General features: G+C 65.1%; 19 protein-coding genes and 1 pseudogene. 17 read left to right on the top strand and 3 right to left on the bottom strand.

What is annotated here, in order from left to right; translation table 11 throughout:
* Positions 1-29 precede the first annotated feature (29 nt).
* From ACI2KK_RS22360 to ACI2KK_RS22330, 7 genes are read left to right on the top strand one after another with little or no spacing between them, the layout of a single operon-like run.
* Positions 30-1,043 (top strand): beta-ketoacyl-ACP synthase 3, encoded by a 1,014-nt coding sequence (locus ACI2KK_RS22360; RefSeq protein WP_404670635.1) that lies wholly within the window; start codon positions 30-32, stop codon positions 1,041-1,043.
* Complete coding sequence (locus ACI2KK_RS22355) at positions 1,043-2,056, top strand: NAD-dependent epimerase/dehydratase family protein (RefSeq protein WP_404670634.1); 1,014 nt, start codon at positions 1,043-1,045, stop codon at positions 2,054-2,056. The genes ACI2KK_RS22360 and ACI2KK_RS22355 overlap by 1 nt, the downstream gene beginning before the upstream one ends.
* A complete protein-coding gene (locus ACI2KK_RS22350) occupies positions 2,046-2,900 on the top strand; it encodes an MBL fold metallo-hydrolase (protein WP_404670633.1) in 855 nt (284 codons plus the stop codon). The genes ACI2KK_RS22355 and ACI2KK_RS22350 overlap by 11 nt, the downstream gene beginning before the upstream one ends.
* Positions 2,890-4,248 (top strand): F390 synthetase-related protein, encoded by a 1,359-nt coding sequence (locus ACI2KK_RS22345; RefSeq protein ID WP_404670632.1) that lies wholly within the window; start codon positions 2,890-2,892, stop codon positions 4,246-4,248. Before ACI2KK_RS22350 ends, ACI2KK_RS22345 begins: the two co-directional genes overlap by 11 nt.
* Positions 4,236-5,390 carry an ATP-grasp domain-containing protein gene (locus tag ACI2KK_RS22340; protein WP_404670631.1) on the top strand — a complete coding sequence of 385 codons (1,155 nt, stop codon included), beginning with the start codon at positions 4,236-4,238 and terminating at the stop codon, positions 5,388-5,390. The genes ACI2KK_RS22345 and ACI2KK_RS22340 overlap by 13 nt, the downstream gene beginning before the upstream one ends.
* Positions 5,387-6,526 carry a hypothetical protein gene (locus ACI2KK_RS22335; protein WP_404670630.1) on the top strand — a complete coding sequence of 380 codons (1,140 nt, stop codon included), beginning with the start codon at positions 5,387-5,389 and terminating at the stop codon, positions 6,524-6,526. The genes ACI2KK_RS22340 and ACI2KK_RS22335 overlap by 4 nt, the downstream gene beginning before the upstream one ends.
* On the top strand, positions 6,523-7,521 hold the full coding sequence (locus ACI2KK_RS22330) for a Rieske 2Fe-2S domain-containing protein (protein WP_404670629.1): 999 nt from the start codon (positions 6,523-6,525) through the stop codon (positions 7,519-7,521). The genes ACI2KK_RS22335 and ACI2KK_RS22330 overlap by 4 nt, the downstream gene beginning before the upstream one ends.
* A gap of 213 nt (positions 7,522-7,734) precedes the next feature.
* On the opposite strand, the gene ACI2KK_RS22325 is transcribed toward ACI2KK_RS22330, so the two are convergent.
* On the bottom strand, positions 7,735-8,133 hold the full coding sequence (locus ACI2KK_RS22325) for a DUF1294 domain-containing protein (RefSeq protein WP_404670686.1): 399 nt from the start codon (positions 8,131-8,133) through the stop codon (positions 7,735-7,737).
* On the bottom strand, positions 8,133-8,963 hold the full coding sequence (locus tag ACI2KK_RS22320) for an undecaprenyl-diphosphate phosphatase (protein ID WP_217885017.1): 831 nt from the start codon (positions 8,961-8,963) through the stop codon (positions 8,133-8,135). Before ACI2KK_RS22320 ends, ACI2KK_RS22325 begins: the two co-directional genes overlap by 1 nt.
* Before the next feature lie 299 nt (positions 8,964-9,262).
* On the opposite strand from ACI2KK_RS22320, the pseudogene ACI2KK_RS22315 reads away from it, so the two are divergent.
* A pseudogene (locus tag ACI2KK_RS22315) lies at positions 9,263-10,024 on the top strand (cache domain-containing protein); the annotation flags it as partial.
* Positions 10,025-10,162: 138 nt separating this feature from the next.
* Entirely contained in the window at positions 10,163-10,897 is a 735-nt protein-coding gene (locus ACI2KK_RS22310; RefSeq protein ID WP_404670685.1) for a methyl-accepting chemotaxis protein, read from the top strand.
* Between the two features lie 144 nt (positions 10,898-11,041).
* Here ACI2KK_RS22310 and ACI2KK_RS22305 read toward each other — a convergent pair whose 3' ends face one another.
* Positions 11,042-12,307 carry a DUF2599 domain-containing protein gene (locus ACI2KK_RS22305; protein ID WP_404670628.1) on the bottom strand — a complete coding sequence of 422 codons (1,266 nt, stop codon included), beginning with the start codon at positions 12,305-12,307 and terminating at the stop codon, positions 11,042-11,044.
* Between the two features lie 182 nt (positions 12,308-12,489).
* On the opposite strand from ACI2KK_RS22305, the gene pnuC reads away from it, so the two are divergent.
* From pnuC to ACI2KK_RS22265, 8 genes are all read left to right on the top strand, one after another.
* On the top strand, positions 12,490-13,056 hold the full coding sequence (pnuC, locus tag ACI2KK_RS22300; protein WP_404670627.1) for a nicotinamide riboside transporter PnuC: 567 nt from the start codon (positions 12,490-12,492) through the stop codon (positions 13,054-13,056).
* Positions 13,053-13,604, top strand: a complete 552-nt coding sequence (locus ACI2KK_RS22295; protein ID WP_404670626.1) for an AAA family ATPase — start codon at positions 13,053-13,055, stop codon at positions 13,602-13,604. The genes pnuC and ACI2KK_RS22295 overlap by 4 nt, the downstream gene beginning before the upstream one ends.
* Positions 13,605-13,901: 297 nt before the next feature.
* A complete protein-coding gene (locus ACI2KK_RS22290) occupies positions 13,902-14,345 on the top strand; it encodes a hypothetical protein (protein ID WP_404670625.1) in 444 nt (147 codons plus the stop codon).
* A 1-nt stretch (position 14,346) separates the two neighbouring features.
* Positions 14,347-14,916 (top strand): adhesin, encoded by a 570-nt coding sequence (locus ACI2KK_RS22285; protein WP_404670624.1) that lies wholly within the window; start codon positions 14,347-14,349, stop codon positions 14,914-14,916.
* Between the two features lie 51 nt (positions 14,917-14,967).
* Positions 14,968-16,191 (top strand): heme utilization protein, encoded by a 1,224-nt coding sequence (locus ACI2KK_RS22280; RefSeq protein ID WP_404670623.1) that lies wholly within the window; start codon positions 14,968-14,970, stop codon positions 16,189-16,191.
* A 114-nt stretch (positions 16,192-16,305) separates the two neighbouring features.
* A complete protein-coding gene (locus tag ACI2KK_RS22275) occupies positions 16,306-16,995 on the top strand; it encodes a C39 family peptidase (RefSeq protein ID WP_217838719.1) in 690 nt (229 codons plus the stop codon).
* A gap of 33 nt (positions 16,996-17,028) precedes the next feature.
* Complete coding sequence (locus ACI2KK_RS22270; protein WP_404670622.1) at positions 17,029-17,769, top strand: hypothetical protein; 741 nt, start codon at positions 17,029-17,031, stop codon at positions 17,767-17,769.
* A 46-nt stretch (positions 17,770-17,815) separates the two neighbouring features.
* Positions 17,816-19,084, top strand: coding sequence for a hypothetical protein (locus tag ACI2KK_RS22265; protein WP_404670621.1), 1,269 nt, complete (start codon positions 17,816-17,818; stop codon positions 19,082-19,084).
* The last annotated feature ends 247 nt before the right edge of the window (positions 19,085-19,331 follow it).

Genomic DNA, 19,331 nt, shown 5'->3' with positions numbered 1-19,331 from the left:
GCCCCCCTTGCATCACTGACGGATCATTCATGCACCCTCGCGCGTCATCCCCCCGCCCTGCCCGTTCGCTGGCTATCCTCGGCACCGGCCACAGCCTGCCGCAACAGGTGCTGACCAGCGCCGAGCTGGACCACAGGCTGGGCCTGGCGCCAGGCAGCGTCGAACGTATAAGCGGGGTGCAGCAGCGGCATGTCGCAGGCCACGAAGACAACGCCGCAACCCTCGGCGCCCAGGCGGCGCACAAGGCCTTGCAGGCAGCGGGTGTGACGCTGCAGCAGTTGGACCTGATCGTCTGCGCCAACGGCACCCAAGACCAAGGCATGCCGTGCAACGCTGCCCTGCTGCAGCGCGAGCTGGGCCTGGGGCAGTCCGGCATCCCGGCGATGGACATCAATGCCAGTTGCCTGGGCTTCATCGCAGCGCTGGACACCCTGTCCTGGGCGATCCAGGCCGGGCAGTACCGCCGTGTGCTGGTGGTGTGCGCCGATATCGCCTCGTGCGGGCTCAACTGGCAGCAGGTCGAGGTCAGCGGCATTTTCGGTGACGGCGCGGCAGCCGTGGTGCTCGGCCCGGGCGGCGGCAGCATCCTCGCCTCACGGCTCAGAACCTACGCCGAGGGCGCCGAGTTGTGCCAGATCCCGGCCGGCGGCTCGCGCTTTCACCCCCGGCGCATCGACCAGCCCTTCGCCCCGCTGACCAGCTTTGCCATGCACGGCAAAGGCGTGTTTCGCCTGGCCGCCAAACACCTGCCTGCGCTGCTCAACGACTTGCTCGCCCAAGCCGGGCTCAGCCTGGCCGAGATCGACTGGGTTATCCCGCACCAGGCCAGCCAGCAGGCCATGGCCCATGCCGCCAGGCGCCTGAGCATGAGCCCCGGCAAGGTCATCGACATCTTCGCCCGCCACGGTAACCAGGTGGCGGCGTCGCTGCCCACGGCCCTGGACATCGCCGTGCACGACGGGCGCATCCGGCGCGGGCAGCGGCTGCTATTGATCGGCACCGGTGCCGGCCTGTCCCTCGGCGGCCTGGTGCTGGAGTTCTGATGAAGGTTCTGATCACCGGCGGTACCGGCTTCATCGGCCGGCATCTGGTCTGGCACCTGGCGGCACAGGGCTGCCAGGTACTGTTCAGCGGGCGCAACGCCACGGCGGCTGCCGAGGTCATTGCGCAAAGCCCGGCGCCTGCACAGTGGCTGGCCCTGGAGCATGGCAGCGCGCAGGCGGCCGAGCGCCTGGCCGAGGCCAGCCAGGGCTGCGCGGCCATCGTGCATTGCGCAGCACTGTCATCGCCCTGGGGGGCGGCGCAGGCGTTCCGCCAGGCCAACCTCGACGCCACCGCCGAGGTGGTTCACGCCTGCAAGGCCAATGCCGTGCCCCGGCTGGTGCACCTGTCGACCCCCAGCCTGTATTTCGACTTCACTGACCGCCTGGGCATCCGCGAAAACCAGCCGCTGCCCACCCCGGTCAATGAATACGCGCGCACCAAGGCCCAGGCCGAAGCGCTGCTGGCCAAGGCGCAACTACCCGAATGCGTGATTCTGCGGCCCCGCGCCGTGTTCGGCCCTTGGGACCAGACCCTGATGCCGCGCCTGCTGCGGGTGATGCGCCGCGGCGCGATACCGCTGATGCGCGGTGGCCAGGCGCAACTGGACCTGACCTGCGTGGAGAACCTGGTGCACGCGGTATGGCTGGCGCTGACCCGCCCGCTGCCGCGCCCTTTGTGCCTGTACAACCTGAGCAATGCCACGCCCATGGCCTTCGCCGAACTGCTGCAGCAACTGGCCACGCACCTGCACTTGCCGCTGCGCACCCGCCGGCTGCCCTGGCGCCTGGTGCATGGCGTGGCGCACCTGCTGGAGCTCAAGGCCCGCCTGGGCAACGGCGCAGAACCCCTGATTACCCGCTACGGCGCCGGGGTGCTGGCCTTCAGCCAAACCCTGGACACCCGCGCCATCTGCCGCGAGCTGGGTTATGCCCCGGTCATCAGCCAGGCCGAAGGCATTGCCCGGTATGCGCAGTGGTGGCAGGCCCACCAGGAGGCAACCGATGCGCCGTAGCGTGCAACTGCACATTTTGCGTGCCGGCTGGTGCCGGCACCTGGAGTGCATGGCCGACCGTGGCGGGCGCCTGGCAACGGTACAGTTCCCGGCCCTGTGCGGGCTGATCCGCCACCCCGAGCATGGCTGGATCCTCTACGACACCGGCTATGCCGAGCACTTTTTCCACGCCACCCGCCAGTTGCCCGAGCGCCTGTACCGCAGCGCCGTGCCGGTGCAGTTGCCGGCTGCCGAGCAACTGACAGCGCAGCTGCACGCCTTGGGCATCCGCCCGGCGGACATCCGCTATGTGATCATTTCGCACTTTCACGCCGACCACATCGCCGGCCTGCGCACCTTCAGCCAGGCGCGCTTCATCGCCCTGCAGGCCGACTGCGAGCACCTTGAGCAACTGCGCGGCAAACGCTGGCGGGCCACCCTGGGCGGGCATCTGCCGGCCTTGCTGCCGGAGGATTTCGCCGCCCGCCTGCAACTGGCCGATGCCAGCCCGCGCTGCGACCTGCCGCGCTGGATGGCGCCGTTCGAGCACGGCCTGGACCTGTTCGGCGATGCCAGCCTGGTCGGCGTGCCGCTGCCCGGGCACAGCGCTGGCCAGTTGGGGCTGTTCATCCCCGATGCCCAGGACCGGCCGGCGTTTCTGGTGGCCGATGCCTGCTGGTCGGCGCCGGCCTGCCGTGCCGGGCGCCTGCCGGCAGCCCCGGCGCTGTGGTTTGCCAGCGCCGATCGCCGGCAGTATCAACAGACCTTTGCCGGGGTCGGCGAACTGCTGCGCCGGGAGCCCGCCGTGGCGGTGCTGCCGTCCCATTGCAACCAGGCCTGGGAGGCGTTCAGCCGTGAACAGTGAGCGTTTGATCGGCACCCTGCGCAGCATCGGCGCGTTCCTGTTCAGCCGCTATGCCCTGCGCTTTCGCAGCCGGCAACGGCTCGAAGCCTGGCAGGCCCGGCGCCTGGCGCATTTCATGGCGCAGGTGCTGCCCCGCGGCCAGCGCTTCAAAGGTGCGCAGCCTGCGGGCTTGCAGAGCTTGCCGTTAATGGACAAGCAGACGCTGATGGGTGACTTCGCCGGGTTCAATACCCGCGGGCTGAGCCTTGAACAGGTATTGCCGATTGCCCTGACGGCAGAACACTCGCGGGATTTCAGCCCGACCCTGGGCGATATCACCGTGGGGTTGTCCAGCGGTACCTCGGGTGCGCAAGGCGTGTTTCTGGTCAGCAGCGAAGAGCGCCAACGCTGGGCCGGTATCCTTTTGGCCCGCACCCTGCCCCGGGCCTTGCTGCCAAGGCTGGTGTGCCCCTGGCTGGCGCCGCTGCGCATCGCCTTTTACCTGCGCGCCAACAGCCGCCTGTACACCACCCTGGCCAGCCGACGCATCGACTTCGCCTTCCACGACCTCACGCTAGGCCTGGCGGCGTCGCTGCAAAGCCTTGAGCGGCAACGCCCCGACGTACTGGTGGCGCCGGCCACCGTGTTGCGCGGGCTGGCCGAGGCGGCGCTGGCCGGGCAACTGAATATTCGCCCGCTGCACATCCTGTCAGTGGCCGAGGTGCTGGAGCGCACCGATGCCGAACGGGTGCAGCAGGCTTTCGGGCGCAGGCCGCAGCAGATCTACCAGGCCAGCGAAGGCTTTCTCGGCTACACCTGCGAGGCCGGCACCCTGCACCTGAACGAAAGCCACCTGCATATCGAGCCGCAGTGGTTGGATGCCGGGCGCACGCGCTTTCAGCCGATCATCACCGACTTTTCCCGGCGCACCCAGTTGATCGTGCGCTACCGCCTCAATGACATCCTGCGGGTGGCCGAGGCGCCCTGCCCCTGTGGCAGCGCCGAGCGGGCAATCGCCGCCGTCGAGGGCCGCGCCGACGAGGTGCTGTGGCTGCCGCGCCTGCACTGCCAGCAACTGGCGCCGCTGTACCCCGATGTGCTGCGCCGCGCCCTGTTGCTGTTGGGGCCAACGCTTGAGGAGTACCAGGTACGCCAGCACGGCATGCACTGGCAAATCGACCTGCGCACCAGCGACACCCCTGAAAACCTGGCCCAACGCGTGAGCGCTGCGCTGAACGAACTGTGCCATGAGCTACAACTGCAGGCGCCGCGCCTGAGTTTTGGCCGCTGGCAGGCACCGCCGCCGCAAAGCAAACGCCGCCGCCTGCTGATGCTGCAACTGCCCGAAGGAATGCCATGCGTGTATTGATTCTCGGCGCCCGCGCCCCGGCCTGCCTGGAGTGGGCCCGCGCCTTTGCCGAAGCCGGCTGGGCGGTCACTGTCGGCGACTCGCTGGGCCAGCCCTTGAGCCGCTTCAGCCGGGCGGCCGAGTGTTTCGTGCGCCTGCCCGAGCCCCGACACAACCCCGATGCCTGGGTCGACGCCCTGGCTCAGGTCATTCAAAAGCAGCGCATCGACCTGCTGCTGCCCACCTGTGAAGAGGTGTTCTACCTGGCTCACGGCCTGGAACGTCTGCGCCCGCTGTGCCGGGTATTCACCAGCGACTTCGCGCTGCTGCACCGGCTGCACCACAAGGGCGATTTCGCGGTCATGACCCGGGGTTGGGCCGTGGCCGCGCCGCCGACACAAGTGCTGCATGACCTCGGCGCCTTGCAGGCGCGGGCCAGTGAGCATGATGCCCTGGTGTTCAAGCCGGCCTATTCGCGCTTTGCCTCGCAGACCCTGGTACGGCCAAGCCCTGCGCAGTTGGCCAAGGTTCGCCCCAGCGCTGCGGCGCCATGGGTGGCGCAACGCTTCGTCGCCGGGCAGGAGTACTGCAGCTTCAGCGTGCTGGTGGGCGGCCAACTGCGTGCCCATGCCAGCTACCGGCCGCGCTACCGGGTCGGGCGTGGCTCGGGCATCTACTTCGACAGTTGCGCACCCGCGCCGGTGCGCGCCTTCGTCGAGCAGTTCGGCAACGCCACCGGCTACACCGGCCAGGTGGGCTTCGATTTCATCGAAGACGCCGAGGGCCGCTTCCATGTGCTCGAATGCAACCCCAGGGCCACCAGTGGCGTGCACCTGTTCGACGACCAGCGCAGGCAACTGGTGGCCGCGCTGAGTGACGATGGATTGGGCGTACTGCAGGCCAGCCTGCAGCCACGCATGATCGCCCTGGCCATGTGGCTGCTGGCCGCGCCGCAACAGGCCCTGCAAGCGGGCTTCTGGCACGACTACCGCGCAGCCCGGGATGTGATCGTGCAGGGTGGCGACCGTGGGCCACTGCTTGCCCAGGTGTTGAGCCTGGCCGAGATCATCGCCCGTGCGGCGACCCGCCGCTGCGGCTTGCTGGCAGCCTCCACCGCCGACATCGAATGGAACGGCCAACCGCTGCAAGGGCCGCGCCCATGAAGCTGCTGATGCCCGAGGAGCTGGCCGGCCAGGCACCCCAGCCAGGCGACAGCCTGGCTCGGCACTACGTCAGCAGCTGCGCCGGCGGTGCGCTGATCGGCAATGTCAGCACCGCACTGGCCCTGCTCGATATCGGTGAGCACCAGTTCCCGGTCAGTATCAACCAGGGCACCGAACCTGCCGGCAATTGCTACGTGGTGTCGCCGCAGACGGCCTACAGCGGCTACGCCCGCGAAGAGCTGCAACGCCTGCGCCGCCCCTGGCTGGCCTGGCCGCTCAAGTGCCTGACCCTGGCCGTCGACCGCCTGCTCGGTGCTGCCAAGGTCGACCGCCTGGTGCAGGTGAACAACTGGTTGCTGTCTACCAACCTGTACCCGGCAGAGTGGGCCGGTGCTGAGCTTGCGCAGATCACCGGGCTGCTGCGCAGCCGCTTCCCCGACCATGGCCTGGCGTTCCGTTCGCTCAACGACTTCAGCAATGCCGCGCTGCGCCAACGCCTGCAAGCCTTGGGTTACCTGGCCATCCCCAGCCGCCAGGTGTACCTGTTCGACGCACGCCTTGGTGAGCAGTCGGCTTTTTTGCGCCGCCACAACACCTGCCTGGATGCCACCCTGCTGCGCCGCAGCCCTTATAGCGTGGTGCCCGGCGAGGCACTGGCCGAGGCCGATTTTCAGCGTATCGAGCAGCTTTACAACCTGCTTTACCTCGACAAATACAGCCCCCTCAACCCCCATTACAGCGCTGCCTGGCTACAACGCGGGCAACGCGAGGGCTGGTTGCAGTTGCGCGCCCTGCGCAACGCCGAGGGCCGCATCGACGGGGCGCTGGGCTGGTTTGCCAACGACACGCTGCTGAGCACGCCGATCGTCGGCTACGACACCGCCCTGCCCCAGCGCGCCGGCCTGTACCGGCAACTGACCCGCCTGTGCCTGCAAGAGGCGGTGGAGCGCCGCCAGGTGCTCAACTTCAGCTCCGGCGCCGCAGCCTTCAAGCGCCTGCGCGGCGGCCAGCCGCAGATCGAGTACAGCATGGTGTACGTGGCACACCTGCCCCTGGGGCGGCGCCTGGTCTGGCAGGTACTGGCCAGCTTGCTGCAACGCATCGGCGTGCCTTTGATGAGGAAGCTCAAACTGTGAAAAAACCTGCCGGCTGGTGGCCGGTCGCCCTGAGCCACGTACTGCGCCACCAGCCTTTGGCCTGCACCCTGCACGGTGAGCCGCTGGTGGTGTTTCGCGATGGCGCGGGCACACCTGCCGTGCTGCCCGACCGCTGCCCGCATCGACATGCGGCGTTGAGCGCGGGCAAGGTGCGTGATGGGCAGATCCAGTGCCCCTACCATGGCTGGCGCTTCGACGCCCAGGGCCGTTGCACCCAGCTGCCCGGCCGCCTGCAACAACGCTGCAGCCAGCCGCTGCTGCAGGCGCTGCACAGCTGCGAAGCCCACGGGCTGGTGTGGGCCAGCCTTGACCCCGAGCCGCCGCAGGCGCCACCAATTGCGCCCGCCGGGCAAGCCCAGGCGCTGGATGTGTTCTGGATGAGCGACCAGGTGCGCTGCACCTTGCAGGATGCGGCGGAGAACTTCCTCGACGGCTTTCATACCCATTTCGTCCACGCCGGGTGGATACGCCATGACCGCAAGCGTCAGCAGATTCGGGCCTGGATGCATGCGCTGGAGGATGGCGTCGAGGCGCAGTACAGCGAAGAGCGCACGCAGTCGGGGTTGATCTCGCGCTTGTTCGAGGGTGAGCGCGGTTTGAGCATGGGGCGCTTTCGCTTGCCGGGGCTGGCCGAGATCGAGTACCGCGACAGCCAGGGCGGGCTCAACCTGCTGGTCAGTGCCTGGCTGGTGCCGGCAGGCGCCGGTGAGCTGCGCCTGTTCGCACGTATTGCCACGGCCCGTGGGCGCTTGCCGGGGTGGCTCAAGCGAGCGGTGTTGCAGCCGATGTTCGCGGTAATTCTCAGGCAGGACCGGCGGATTCTCGAGGGTGTTAGTGCCAACCGAGGGCGCTTTGCCCTGCTGCCAACGCCGCTGGACAGCCCGCAGGACTTGCTGGCGCCGTGGATTCGGCAGTTGTTGGCGCATGGGGAGATGAGGGGGTTTGAGGAACGGCGGGAGACGTTTTTGCTGTGAGGCGGGCGTGGCGCTCGACTTGGGCTTGCTGGGGCTGCTTCGCAGCCCTTTCGCGACACAAGGCCGCTCCTACAGGGATTCGCGGTCACCTGTAGGAGCGGCCTTGTGTCGCGAAAGGGCCGTGAAGCGGCCCCAGCAATCTTGAATAGAGCAGAAAACTGCGAAGATTTTGAAGGGATGGCCCTTAATCAAAACAAGCCGCGTAACAGCCCCTCAAAACCCACTCAAATGCAGAAACAGCCGATCAACCCAGAACACCTGATGCACCAGCACAATCCCCCAGAACACCAGCTGATACGACAACTTGCGAGTCTTGTGCCGAAACAGCTGCTGGGCCAGCAGAGCCCCCGGCCAGCCCCCCAGCAGCTCGCTGGCATGCAGCACCTTCTCTGGCGTGCGCCAGCCTTGCCCGCGGGCCTGCTGCTTGTCCTGCCAATACAGCATCACACTGACCAGGCTCACCAGCGGGTACAGCGCCAGCGCCAGCCAGGACTGCCCGCTCAGGCCCATCTGCAGCCCGCCCAAAAGCGGTAACAGGCACAGTGCAGCCAGCACCAGCAGCTTCAGGCGTACATTGCGCACGCCTGGCTCTGCGCTTTGCGCCCGGGCCATCAAGCGTGCGCCGTCGACCAGTCGACCCAACCGAACTCCCAGGTGGCCAGGATCAGCAGGCCAAAGGCGATGCGGTACCAGGCGAATACCGCATAGCTGTGGTTGGCAATGAACTTGAGCAAGGCGCGCACGGCGATCATGGCGAAGATGAACGACACCACGAAGCCCAGGGCGAATACCGGCAGGTCACCCGGCTGGAACAGATCGCGGTACTTGTAGCCCGAATACACCGCTGCACCGACCATGGTCGGCATGGCCAGAAAGAACGAAAACTCGGTGGCCGCCTTGCGCGACAGGCCGAACAGCAGGCCGCCGATAATGGTCGAGCCCGAGCGCGAAGTGCCCGGAATCATCGCCAGGCACTGCACGAAACCGATTTTCAGCGCATGCTGCCAGCTCATCTGGTCGACATGGTCGACCTCCACCCGATGCTGGCGGCGTTCGGCCCACAGCATGATCACCCCGCCCACCACCAGCGCCGCCGCCACGGTGATCGGGTTGAACAGGTATTCGTGGATCAGGTCGGCGAACAACACCCCCAGCACCACCGCCGGCATGAAGGCGATCAGCAGGTTGGCGGTGAAACGCCGGGCCGGCGCCTGGGTCGGCAGGCCAATGACCACGTCGAGGATCTTGCGGCGAAACTCCCACACCACCGCAAGGATGGCGCCCAACTGGATGATGATGTTGAACGCCATGGCGCGTTCGCCACCGAAACCGATCAGGTCGGCGACGATGATCTGGTGCCCGGTACTTGAAATCGGCAAAAACTCCGTCAGGCCTTCGACCACACCCAGGATGATTGCCTGCAAGGCACTCCAAAAATCCATCATTCCCCCATGGAGGCGCAGCCGGTGGCTGGCCTCTCTGTTTTGATTTGCAAATGTATACCGCACGCGGCGACGCCGTTTTACAGCGACCCTTGGGTGCAATGCCAGCGGAAAAGTTCAGTGCGTTAAAGGTTTCATCTGGCGCGGCCGAGATCCTATCAGAGGGACCATTACGACACCTGTGTTACCTGCAACATCACATGTCATATACGCCAGATTAGCCGTTGGTCGAGTGGGGGCCAGCGGCAAAGCGTGCTTGGATGCCTTCGATAAAAAGAACAACACCGGAGTAACGCATCATGAAGACCCTGAGATCGATGTCGATCAGCCGCCGCCTGTGGCTGATCCTGCTGGTCGCCGTGGCCATGCTGGTAGTACTGGGCCTGCTGATGCTGCGCCAGATCCATGGCGACCTGTACCAGGCCAAGGCCGAGAAAACCCGCCACGTGGTGCAGACCGCCGCCGGCGTGCTGGCCTACTACCAGGGCCTGGAAGCTGCCGGCACCCTCAGCCGCGAAGCCGCCCAGCAGCAGGCGCTGCAGGTGGTGCGCGGGCTGCGCTACGAGCAGAACGACTATTTCTGGATCAATGACCTGCAACCGAAGATGGTCATGCACCCGACCAACCCCAAGCTCGACGGCCAGGACCTGTCGGCCATCCGCGACCCTGACGGCTTTGCCGTGTTCAACGAAATGGTCGCCCTGGCCCGCAGCCAGGGCGCAGGCCCGGTGGACTACCGCTGGCCCAAGCCCGGCGCCAGCGAGCCGGTGCCCAAGACCTCGTATATCCAGCTGTTCAAGCCCTGGGGCTGGATCATCGGCTCGGGCGTCTACGTCGACGACGTGCAGGCCGAGTTCGCCCGGCAACTGCGCGACGCCTCGCTGGTGGGCCTGGGCATCGCCCTGCTGATGGCCCTGGTGGTGATGCTGATTGCCCGCAGCATCGCCCGCCCGCTGCAGGAGGCGGTGCAGGCCATGGGCAACATCGCCAGCGGCGAGAGCGACCTGACCCGGCGCCTGGACACCCACGGCCGCGACGAGATCAGCCACCTGGGCGAGCATTTCAACCGCTTCAACGGCAAGCTGCAGGGCGTGGTCGGCCAGTTGCAGGGCGCCGCCCATGCCCTGGCCGAGTCGGCCGGGCATGTCGGCGACAACGCAGGCGCAGCCCAGGCCCGCAGCGCCCAGCAGTCGTTGCAGATGGACCAGGTGGCCACCGCCATCAACGAGGTCACCTATGCCGTGCACGATGTGGCCAAGCACGCCGAGCAGGCCGCAGGCGAAATGCGCAATGCCCAGCAGCAGGTGGACCACGGTCAGCAAGCCATCCATGGCAGCCTGCAGCAGATCGACCGGCTCTCGGCGACCATCGAACAGGCGGTGCAGGTGATTCGCGAACTGGCCAGCCACAGCACCAAGATCGGTGGCGTGCTTGAGGTGATCCGCGCCATTGCCGAGCAAACCAACCTGTTGGCACTGAACGCCGCCATCGAGGCAGCCCGGGCCGGTGAGCAGGGCCGCGGTTTTGCGGTGGTGGCAGATGAAGTACGCCTGCTGGCCCAGCGCACCGCCCAGTCCACTGCCGAGATCCAGACCATGATCGAGCACCTGCAGGGGCAGTCGGAGGCAGCGGTCAGGGCCATCGACACCAGCAGCGAGGCTTCGCGCCAGACCGTCGCCCAGGCCCGCGAGGCCGGCACCAGCCTGGATGCCATCAGCCAGGCACTGAACACCCTGGGTGCACTCAACGCCTCGATCGCCAGCGCAACGTTGCAGCAATCCCACGTGGTGGAAGAGATCAACCGCAATGTCACCGAAACCGCCGGGCTGTCCCAGGACACCGCCGAGGCAGCGCGCCAGTCCAGCGATGCCGGTAGCGCACTGGCGCGCTTGAGCGAGGACCTGGAGGGTTTGCTGCGCCAGTTCCGCGTGTAAGGACACATTGGGCCAAGGCCGACTGTAACCTGGAGCCGTATCGGCCGACGATGAGCAAGGCCCAAGCGAAGGCACAGGGCTGCAATTCGATCTGAGGCTGCCTGCCGGTACTGCGGACCGCCACCGGCAGGCAGCTGCTGCGCTTCAGTAGGGGTTGCACCCTTCAGCAATAGCCGCCTCATTGGAAACGTAGGGACGTGCCGGCTCAAGGTTGTAGGCCGGTTTGTCACGCACGGCCGCACCATCGACGGTGGCGGTCAGGTGACAGACCAGTTGGCGGCGCATGCTGCCACCGTATCCGTACTTGCTCCATTGCGGGTCGCGCGAGTACTTGTTGAACAGCTCGGCGTACATGGCATCGGTTTGTTCCGGGCCGATCTTGCGCCCGCAGTCAGTCGGGGTCACCGCCAGCGTCAGGGTATCCTTGCCAAGGAACGGGTCATCGCGCGTGACCCACTTGGCACTCTCTATATAGGACGGGCAACTGCCCTTCTCCAGCGCTGGCGGCGCGGCCTGCGCCTGGGTATTGGCCGCACAGGAAAACTTCGCCTGGCTTTGCGCGGTTTGTGGGAAGTCCATGCGGATCACCGGTACCCATTTTCCGGTCTTTTTGAAATAGTCCCGCTGGTTGTCTTGCGCTTCCTTAAGCCCGCTTGCATCGCTGTAGAAAAACGCAGCGATTGGCACCGGGGCATCTTTCTTCCAAGTTTCCAGACGCACTTCAGTCTGGGTCTCCATCGCCTCGTCGGTCGTGGCGATGGATTGACGGGCGCGAATGAACTGCAGGAATGCGTCACGTCGGTATTGGGTTTTCATGTCGAAGTAACACTGTTGCTTGTGCTTGTCCGTCCAACTGGTTTTCAACTTGTCGTAATGTTGGGTTTTCCAATCGGTCCCCGGTTTGATGCCACTGTCAAAGCACGAGCGCTCGACATTACGGTCCCAACTCTGGCGGTTGGCTGCGACCGGCTCGGTGAAGTCGCCGCAACCGGCTTGGGTGCGGTGGTCGGTCCATGCGTCCAGCGGGTAGGCGCAGAGGATGTTGATCTTCTCGTTTTCGGCCTGGAAGTCCCGCGGTTTGAAGATGATGCCGTTGCTGGTCTTCATCCCCGGGTCCTTGTATTCGATACCGTCACGTCGCATCCAGGATGCCGAAATACCACCGGACTTCTCCGAAGGAGGGCTGGGGTTCCACACATCATATTCGCCGTTTGCCGCACGGTGAGTGCCGCGCAACAACACCCCTGAACAATCGGACGCCGGGTCGTCCCCACAACCGTCGACCGTATTGTTGTACCAATAGGTAATGTTTTGCGCGACATCTTCGCAGGCACCGCCGCTGGCCAGCGAGGCGTAGGATAACAACGGGATCAAGAACGCGGGCAACACTTTTCCTGCCAAAGTATTCATGAGTTTGGCCTCAATAGGGAAACATGCGTTATTGCCCAAAAAGTCTAAAAGCCAACCTTCGCCGGCACTACTGGCAAAAATATCAGGTGGCAAAGTGCAACTTGCGTGTCTGCATCGAGGCCCTGTGGCTGGCTTGCCGTTCAGGTTACAATCCGCGCCCCACACCCTTTCAAGGATCGCCGATGTCCGGCCTCGAACTCTTCGCCGCCGCGCTCGGCGTCATCGCCGTCTGGCTCACCGTGCGCCAGAACCCCTGGTGCTGGCCTATCGGCCTGGTGATGGTGGTGCTGTACAGCTGGATCTTCTACGAGGTGAAGCTGTATTCGGACATGCTGCTGCAACTGGTCTACGCCGTGCTGCAACTGTACGGCTGGTGGCAATGGACCCGCCCTGACCGGGCCGAGGACGCGCGCCAGGTGACCAGCCTGGCCCCGGCAGCGCTGTTCAAGGGCCTGGCCGCCGGCCTGCTGGCAAGCGTGGCACTGGGCGCAGCTATGGCGCACTTCACCGATGCTGCCCAGCCGTGGCTGGATGCCGCGCTGACCGGCTTCAGCCTGGTGGCGCAGCTGTGGATGGCGCAAAAGCGCCTGCAATGCTGGGCGCTGTGGGTGGTGGTGGATGTGATCTTCGTCGGCCTGTTCCTGTACAAGGGCTTGTACCTCACCGCCGCCCTGTACGCCCTGTTCACCCTGATTGCCGTGCGTGGCTGGCTGGAGTGGCGCCGCGACCCGGCGCTGGCCGGCGCATGAAGACCTTGGTGCTGTGCGGCCCCGAGTCCAGCGGCAAAAGCTGGCTGAGCGGCGAGATCCAGGCCCATTTCGGCGGCGTGGTGGTGGGTGAGTACGTGCGCCATTTCATGGAGCGCGAGCAGCGCGATACCTGTTACGCCGACATTTCCAGCATTGCCCGCGGGCAGCTGCAGTGGGAAGACCAGGGGCGCCTGCAGGCCCCACCGCTGCTGATTCTCGACACCCACCTGCTGAGCAACATCCTGTGGAGCCGCGCGCTGTTCGGCGACTGCCCAGCCTGGGTCGAACAGGCCCTCGACGCACGCAGCTACGACCTGCACCTGCTGCTGCGCCCCGAGGGCGTGGACTGGGTTGGCGACGGCCTGCGCTGCCAGCCCCGGCTGGAAGAACGCCAGCAGTTCTTCCAGGACAGCCTTGACTGGCTGCAGAGCCGCCAGCGGCCGTTCCAGGTCATCGAAGGCGATTGGCCTCAGCGCAGCGCGGCAGCCTTGGCCGCGGTGGCCCACCTGCTTAATGGCCAGCTGCCAGCTTGCGCCACCGAGTGTTAACCGGCTGAGACAGCCGCTTTTCGCAAAACCCCCATTCCTTGGGGGCTACGCCAGAAATGGGGAACCTGTCTCAGCCCTGAGACAGGTTTTCACGAACCGTTCACAACCGCCGTATTACGGGGCTTGCAGCCAGGTTCACGCGTAGATCGTCTCAGCGCTGATACACCTGGCCCACCCCAGCGCCCGCCCTTTCCCACAAGTTGTTGATTCCCTGAATAAAAACAAAACTGGCACGGCTTCTGCCCTGTATCCGGCAACGCTGACATTTGACAGCGCCCGGAAGAAGGAATGGCCACCGTGGGAACACTCGACAAAGCCACCCGCTTCACCCACCTGCTGCTGGCAGGTTGCGCCCTGGGCTCGGCCCTGAGCCTGCCCGCTCATGCCGGCGACGGGCGCATCATCGTCCTGCGTGATGTGCAGCCCCGCATGGCCACCCGCGCCCCGCTGATCCCCGACCCCAACCCGCTTGCCATCAACGCCAACCCCTCGGCAGCCATCGTGCGCCAGACCGGGGAACTGAGCGACGGCGACTTCGCCGGCATCAGCAGCGGCGCCGGGATCAACGCGATGGTGCTGCAGCAGACCAACAACCTGGGCGGCAATCTGAACAACCAGACCCAACTGCCGAACATGGCCAGCGGCCGCGGCAGTGGCAGCGGCGCCAGCATCGCCAACATGGTCAATTCCAGCGTGCAGCGCGGCATGAGCGGGCTGAACGTTTTGACGGGGGGCAAATGACATGAAGCCTGTGCTGATTCTCGCCACCGCCTTCGCCCTGCCCGCCTTCGCCCAGCCACCGGTGGTCAATACCTCCACCATCGACGCCTCCGGTGCCCGCTACCAGGGCGTGCTGTCGGTCAACCAGGCCGCCGGCGACCAGCAACAGCAGGCCAATGCCCGGGCCATCGCCCTGGGCCATGCCGCCAGCGCCAACACCCAGGTACGCCAGCAGGTGCAGGCCACAGTCGACCCGTCGATGGCCGCCGGGGCGAGTATCCAGGGCAACGCCTTCAGCGGCGGCAACGGCATCCTCGGCGTCAACCAGAGCGCCGGCGCCGCCAACCAGCAAGCCAACGCGGTGCGCCTGAGTGTCAGCGCGCAACCGCTCAGTCTCGATGACAGCGTCCTCATGCAGCAGAACGTGACGCTGGTCAACAACTCCGGGGCAACCGACACCTCAACCGGCTATCGCCAGGTCAGCACCAGCGACCAGGCCTTCACCGGTAGCCGTGGGGTGATCCAGTTGAACCAGAGCGCAGGGGTGGGCAACCGAACGGCCAACACCCTGAGCGTGCGGGTCGCCAACTGACCCTGGCAGTCACCAACAACACTTGACCTACACATAGCACGGAGAGTCACCATGAAACCTTCGATGGCAATCAAGCCTCTGGTTTTCGCAATTGCTGCGATCATGGCTGTAGCTGCACAGGCGGGGCAGAACGACCGGCGCGACCGGCATGGCCCCCCCGTCGTTCCGGTAAGTGCAACGGCTAAGGCCACGGATGTGCAAAACAGCACAGGCAACCGCATCCTCAACGAAGGCACCATCAACCGCGCCGAAATGAGCGGCTCGGCCACCGGCGCCAGCGGCAACGTCGGCGTCAACGTGGCGGCCGGTAGCGGCAACCAGCAGGACAACGCCGCCGCCATCGCCAACGCCAGCGCCGCCGACATCGACGGGGCCTTCGTGTTCGGCAGCGCCAATGCCACCTCCACGGTCAAGCAGTACAGCAACGACAACAAGGTCACCAACTACAACACCACCTCGTCGGCGATCATGAGCGGCTCGGGCAATGGTGGTTCAGGCAACATGGGCATCAACGTCGCCGGCGGCGACCTGAACCAGCAGAAAAACACCATGGCCATCGCCAACGCCAGCTCGCCACGCGGCGGCAACTCCACCGCCACTGCCAGCGCCGACCAGAACAGCCCGGGCCTGACGGTCAACAACTACGCCGACCGCAACATGACCGTGCAGACCGTGACCTTGACCAACACCAAGAGTGGCTCGGCCTCGTTCACCCACAACTCCGACTTGAAGGTCGACAAGACCGATTCGGCCAACTGGAGCAATGGCGGCACCTCGCACTTCGACGCCAACGGCAGCAAGTCGGGTGAGTCCAACTCCACCAGCAGCGCCACCCTCACCGCCAGCGCCGACGGCTCGCTCAACACCGGCCATGCCGTCACCTTCAACAATGGCAACGGCGACCGCACCCGTAGCGTAAGCACCAGCGACGGTTTCAACGCCACGCTCAACGGCAACGTCGAAACCACCAAGGGCCACACCTACGACTCGTCGTTCGAGAAAGCCTACGACTCCAACTACGCCAACTCTGGCGAAAGTGGCTCGACCTCCAGCAAGGATGTGGTGAAGAGCTACAGCGAGTCCACCACTTGGGACCTGAGCAATACCATTTCGTACCAGAAGCTGACGCCTAACGGCTGGTCGAACGTGGTCAACAACACCGCCACCCTGAACAATTCGGTCAGTGGTAGCTCGGGCAACCTGGGCGTGAACGTGGCCTCCGGTGTGGGCAACCAGCAAAGCAACTCGCTGGCCATCTCCAACACCTCGTTCTGACCGTAGTGCAGCAAGGGGCCGCCTGGCGGCCCCCATCGCCGGCAAGGCGGCTTCCGATGCATTCGGCAGCCGCCTTGCCGGCGATGCCCTGCCGCAACCAGAAGGCGTTAGCACATGCGCATTCCTGCACTGGCAATGCTGTTTTGCCTGGCCAGCCTGAGTACCACCAGCGAAGCGGCGCAGATGCCGCTTTCGGTGCTTCCGGGTGGCGCGGTGGTGTTCAAGCCGATCCAGAGCGTACGCGAGCGCAAGTTCGCCGACCTGGTGCAGCAGAAGACCGATTTCAGCTGTGGCGCCGCCGCACTGGCGACCATCCTGCGCCAGGCCTACTGGCTGGATGTCAGCGAGCACGACATCATCGAAGGCATGCTGGCCCACGCCGACCAGGACCTGGTGCGGACCCAGGGCTTCTCGATGCTGGACATGAAGCGTTACGTGGAAAGCATCGGCATGCGTGCCCGCGGCTACCGGGTGGCGCCGGAAACCCTGCACGACGTGCGCATTCCGGTGGTGGTGCTGATGGACATCCGCGGCTACAAGCACTTCGTGGTGCTGCAGAAGGTCGACCGCGGCTGGGTGTACATCGGTGACCCGGTGCTGGGCCACAAGCGCTTCAAGGTGGATGACTTCGTCAAGGGCTGGAACGGCATCATCTTCGCCGTCATCGGCCAGGGCTATGACAAGGCCAACGCCCTGCTCGACCCGCCACAGCCACTGACCGCCAAGAACCGCATCAACAACTTTGCACCGGTCAAGGATTCCGAACTGATGGACTTCGGCTTCATTCGCAGCGATTTCTTCTAACTAAAAGGGGGCATGAGGCTCCGGGAGCATCCCATGAAGACTCCAACCTGGCTGACCCTGATGTGCCTGGCGGTCAGCCTGCCGATCCAGGCACAGACGTTCCAGCCGATCGAGCTCAAAGACCAGGAACTGGCCAACCTGCGCGGGCGTTACGTGATGCCTGGGCGCATCGTCAGTTTTGGCATCGTCATGACCAGCACCTGGCAGAACGCCAACGGCGAGGTGATCGGCGCCACGTCGACGATGCAGATCCAGCAATCGACGATCAAGCCGCAGTTCTACGTGACCATGATCGACGAAAAAGGCACCGGCACCTCGACAAACCAAGGTACCGGCACCGTCACCGGCGGTGGCGGCCTGAACAACACCACAGGCGTGACCCAGGTGGTCCGCGCCGCAGGTGACAACAACTCGGCGTGGAACAACGTCGACATCAAGGTCAGCAAGGGCAGCCAGGGCAGCGGCGATACGCCACAGGGCCAGGTACTGGCCCCGGGCTCGACGCTGGTAGGCGCCAATGGCGCAGGTTCCATGAGCGTTTCCGCCACCAGCGGCGGCGTGCAGTTGAACATCGTCGCCGGCAACAACCAGGGCAGCACCGCGCAGCGCCTGGCCCAGGGCGGGCTGATGCAGAACACCACGCTGCTGGGCAATGGCAACCAGGTCAGCAACATCACCTCGCTCAACGTGGTGCTGCGCGACAATATTCCGTCGGGTGGCGCACTGACCAACAACCTTGACCAGCTCAAGGGGCTACGCGCCCTGGGTTACTGATCTACGCTCTGTTGCATTCTCTGAAGCCTGAAGGGACGGCTCCCCCATGCATCGATCGTTTACGTTCAGAGCTGTAGTCTGCCTGGCCACCTTGGCGCCTGCCACATTGTTGCAGGCCGCCGCCGACCCTCAGGTCGAGGCGCTCAAGCAGGAATTGCTGGCATTGAAGCAACGTTACGAAGCGCAGCAGAACGCGTTGATGGTGCTGGAGCAGCGCCTGCGCCAGGTCGAAGAGGCGCCGCCGGCGCCGCAGCCCAAGCGCCTGGTCAAGTCCCCGGCCGAGCCCACCAGGGGTGGCCAGGTGGCTGCGGCAGGGTCGGGCAGCTCGTATGGGCAGTCGCTCAAGGACGACTCGGAACCTGCGCAAAGCGTGTCCAACCTGTACGACGAGGCCAGCGGCTTCTTTGGCGGCGGCAAGTTCAGTGTCGAGACCGGCCTCACCTACACCCACTACGACACCCGCGCCCTGGTGCTCAACGGTTTTCTGGCGCTGGATTCGATCTTCCTGGGTGATATCAACATCGACCGGATCAAGGCCGACAACTGGACCCTGGACCTGACCGCCCGCTACAACGTGGCGCAGCGTTGGCAGTTCGATATAAACGTGCCGATCGTCTATCGCGATTCAACCTATTCATCCGGCGGGGCCGGTGGTTCCGGCCAGTCAGAGTCCGAGGCCAGCGTGACCCGCGACCCGACCTTGGGCGACATCAACGTCGGCGTGGCCTACAAGTTCCTCGACGAGTCCGAGAGCCTGCCGGATGCGGTGTTCACCTTGCGGGTCAAGGCGCCGACCGGCAAGGACCCGTACGGCATCAAGCTGCGCGAGGTGGCTGGCAACGACAACCTGGCGGTGCCGGAGAGCCTGCCTACCGGCAACGGCGTGTGGTCGGTGACCCCGGGCATTTCGCTGGTCAAGACCTTCGACCCGGCAGTGCTGTTCGGCAGCCTCTCTTACACCTACAACCTGCAGGACTCGTTTAACGACATCAGCTCTGCGGTCGATAGCAAAGTGCCAGGCGATGTGAAACTGGGGGATTCGTGGCAGATCGGTGGGGGGATTGCCTTTGCCCTGAACGAGAAGATGAGCATGTCGTTCTCGGTGACCGACCAGTTTGCCCGCAAGAGCAAGATCAGGCAGGACGGGGGGGATTGGCAGTCGATTACCAACAGCGATTACAACGCGGCCAACTTCAACATCGGGTTGACCTTTGCGGCGTCCGAGAACTTGACGATTGTGCCTAACCTGGCGATTGGGTTGACCGATGATGCGCCGGATTTTTCGTTTAGCTTGAAGTTCCCTTATTACTTCTGACTTGAGGGCTTGGGGGTTGGTGGCTTGCGCAGATGTATGCGCATTCGTTGACGATGGTGGCTTTTCGTCACCTTTCCGCCCTTACGGCGGGTTACTTTTTTTCTTGGAAAAAAGTAACCAAAAACCGCCTGCTCCCATCATCCGGCCCCCTGCGCTGCGCTCCGGGGGTTCCCTCGCTCCGGGCTTGCTCCGGAGGTACGCGCCGACGGGCCGTCCCTGGCCCGATCGGCGCTCGACCGGCATCCAT

Source organism: Pseudomonas sp. NPDC089406 (assembly GCF_044900265.1).
Classification (GTDB): Bacteria; Pseudomonadota; Gammaproteobacteria; order Pseudomonadales; family Pseudomonadaceae; genus Aquipseudomonas; species Aquipseudomonas fakonensis.
Note: the sequence above shows the minus strand (reverse complement) of the source record. Positions and strands in the feature narration are given on the sequence as shown.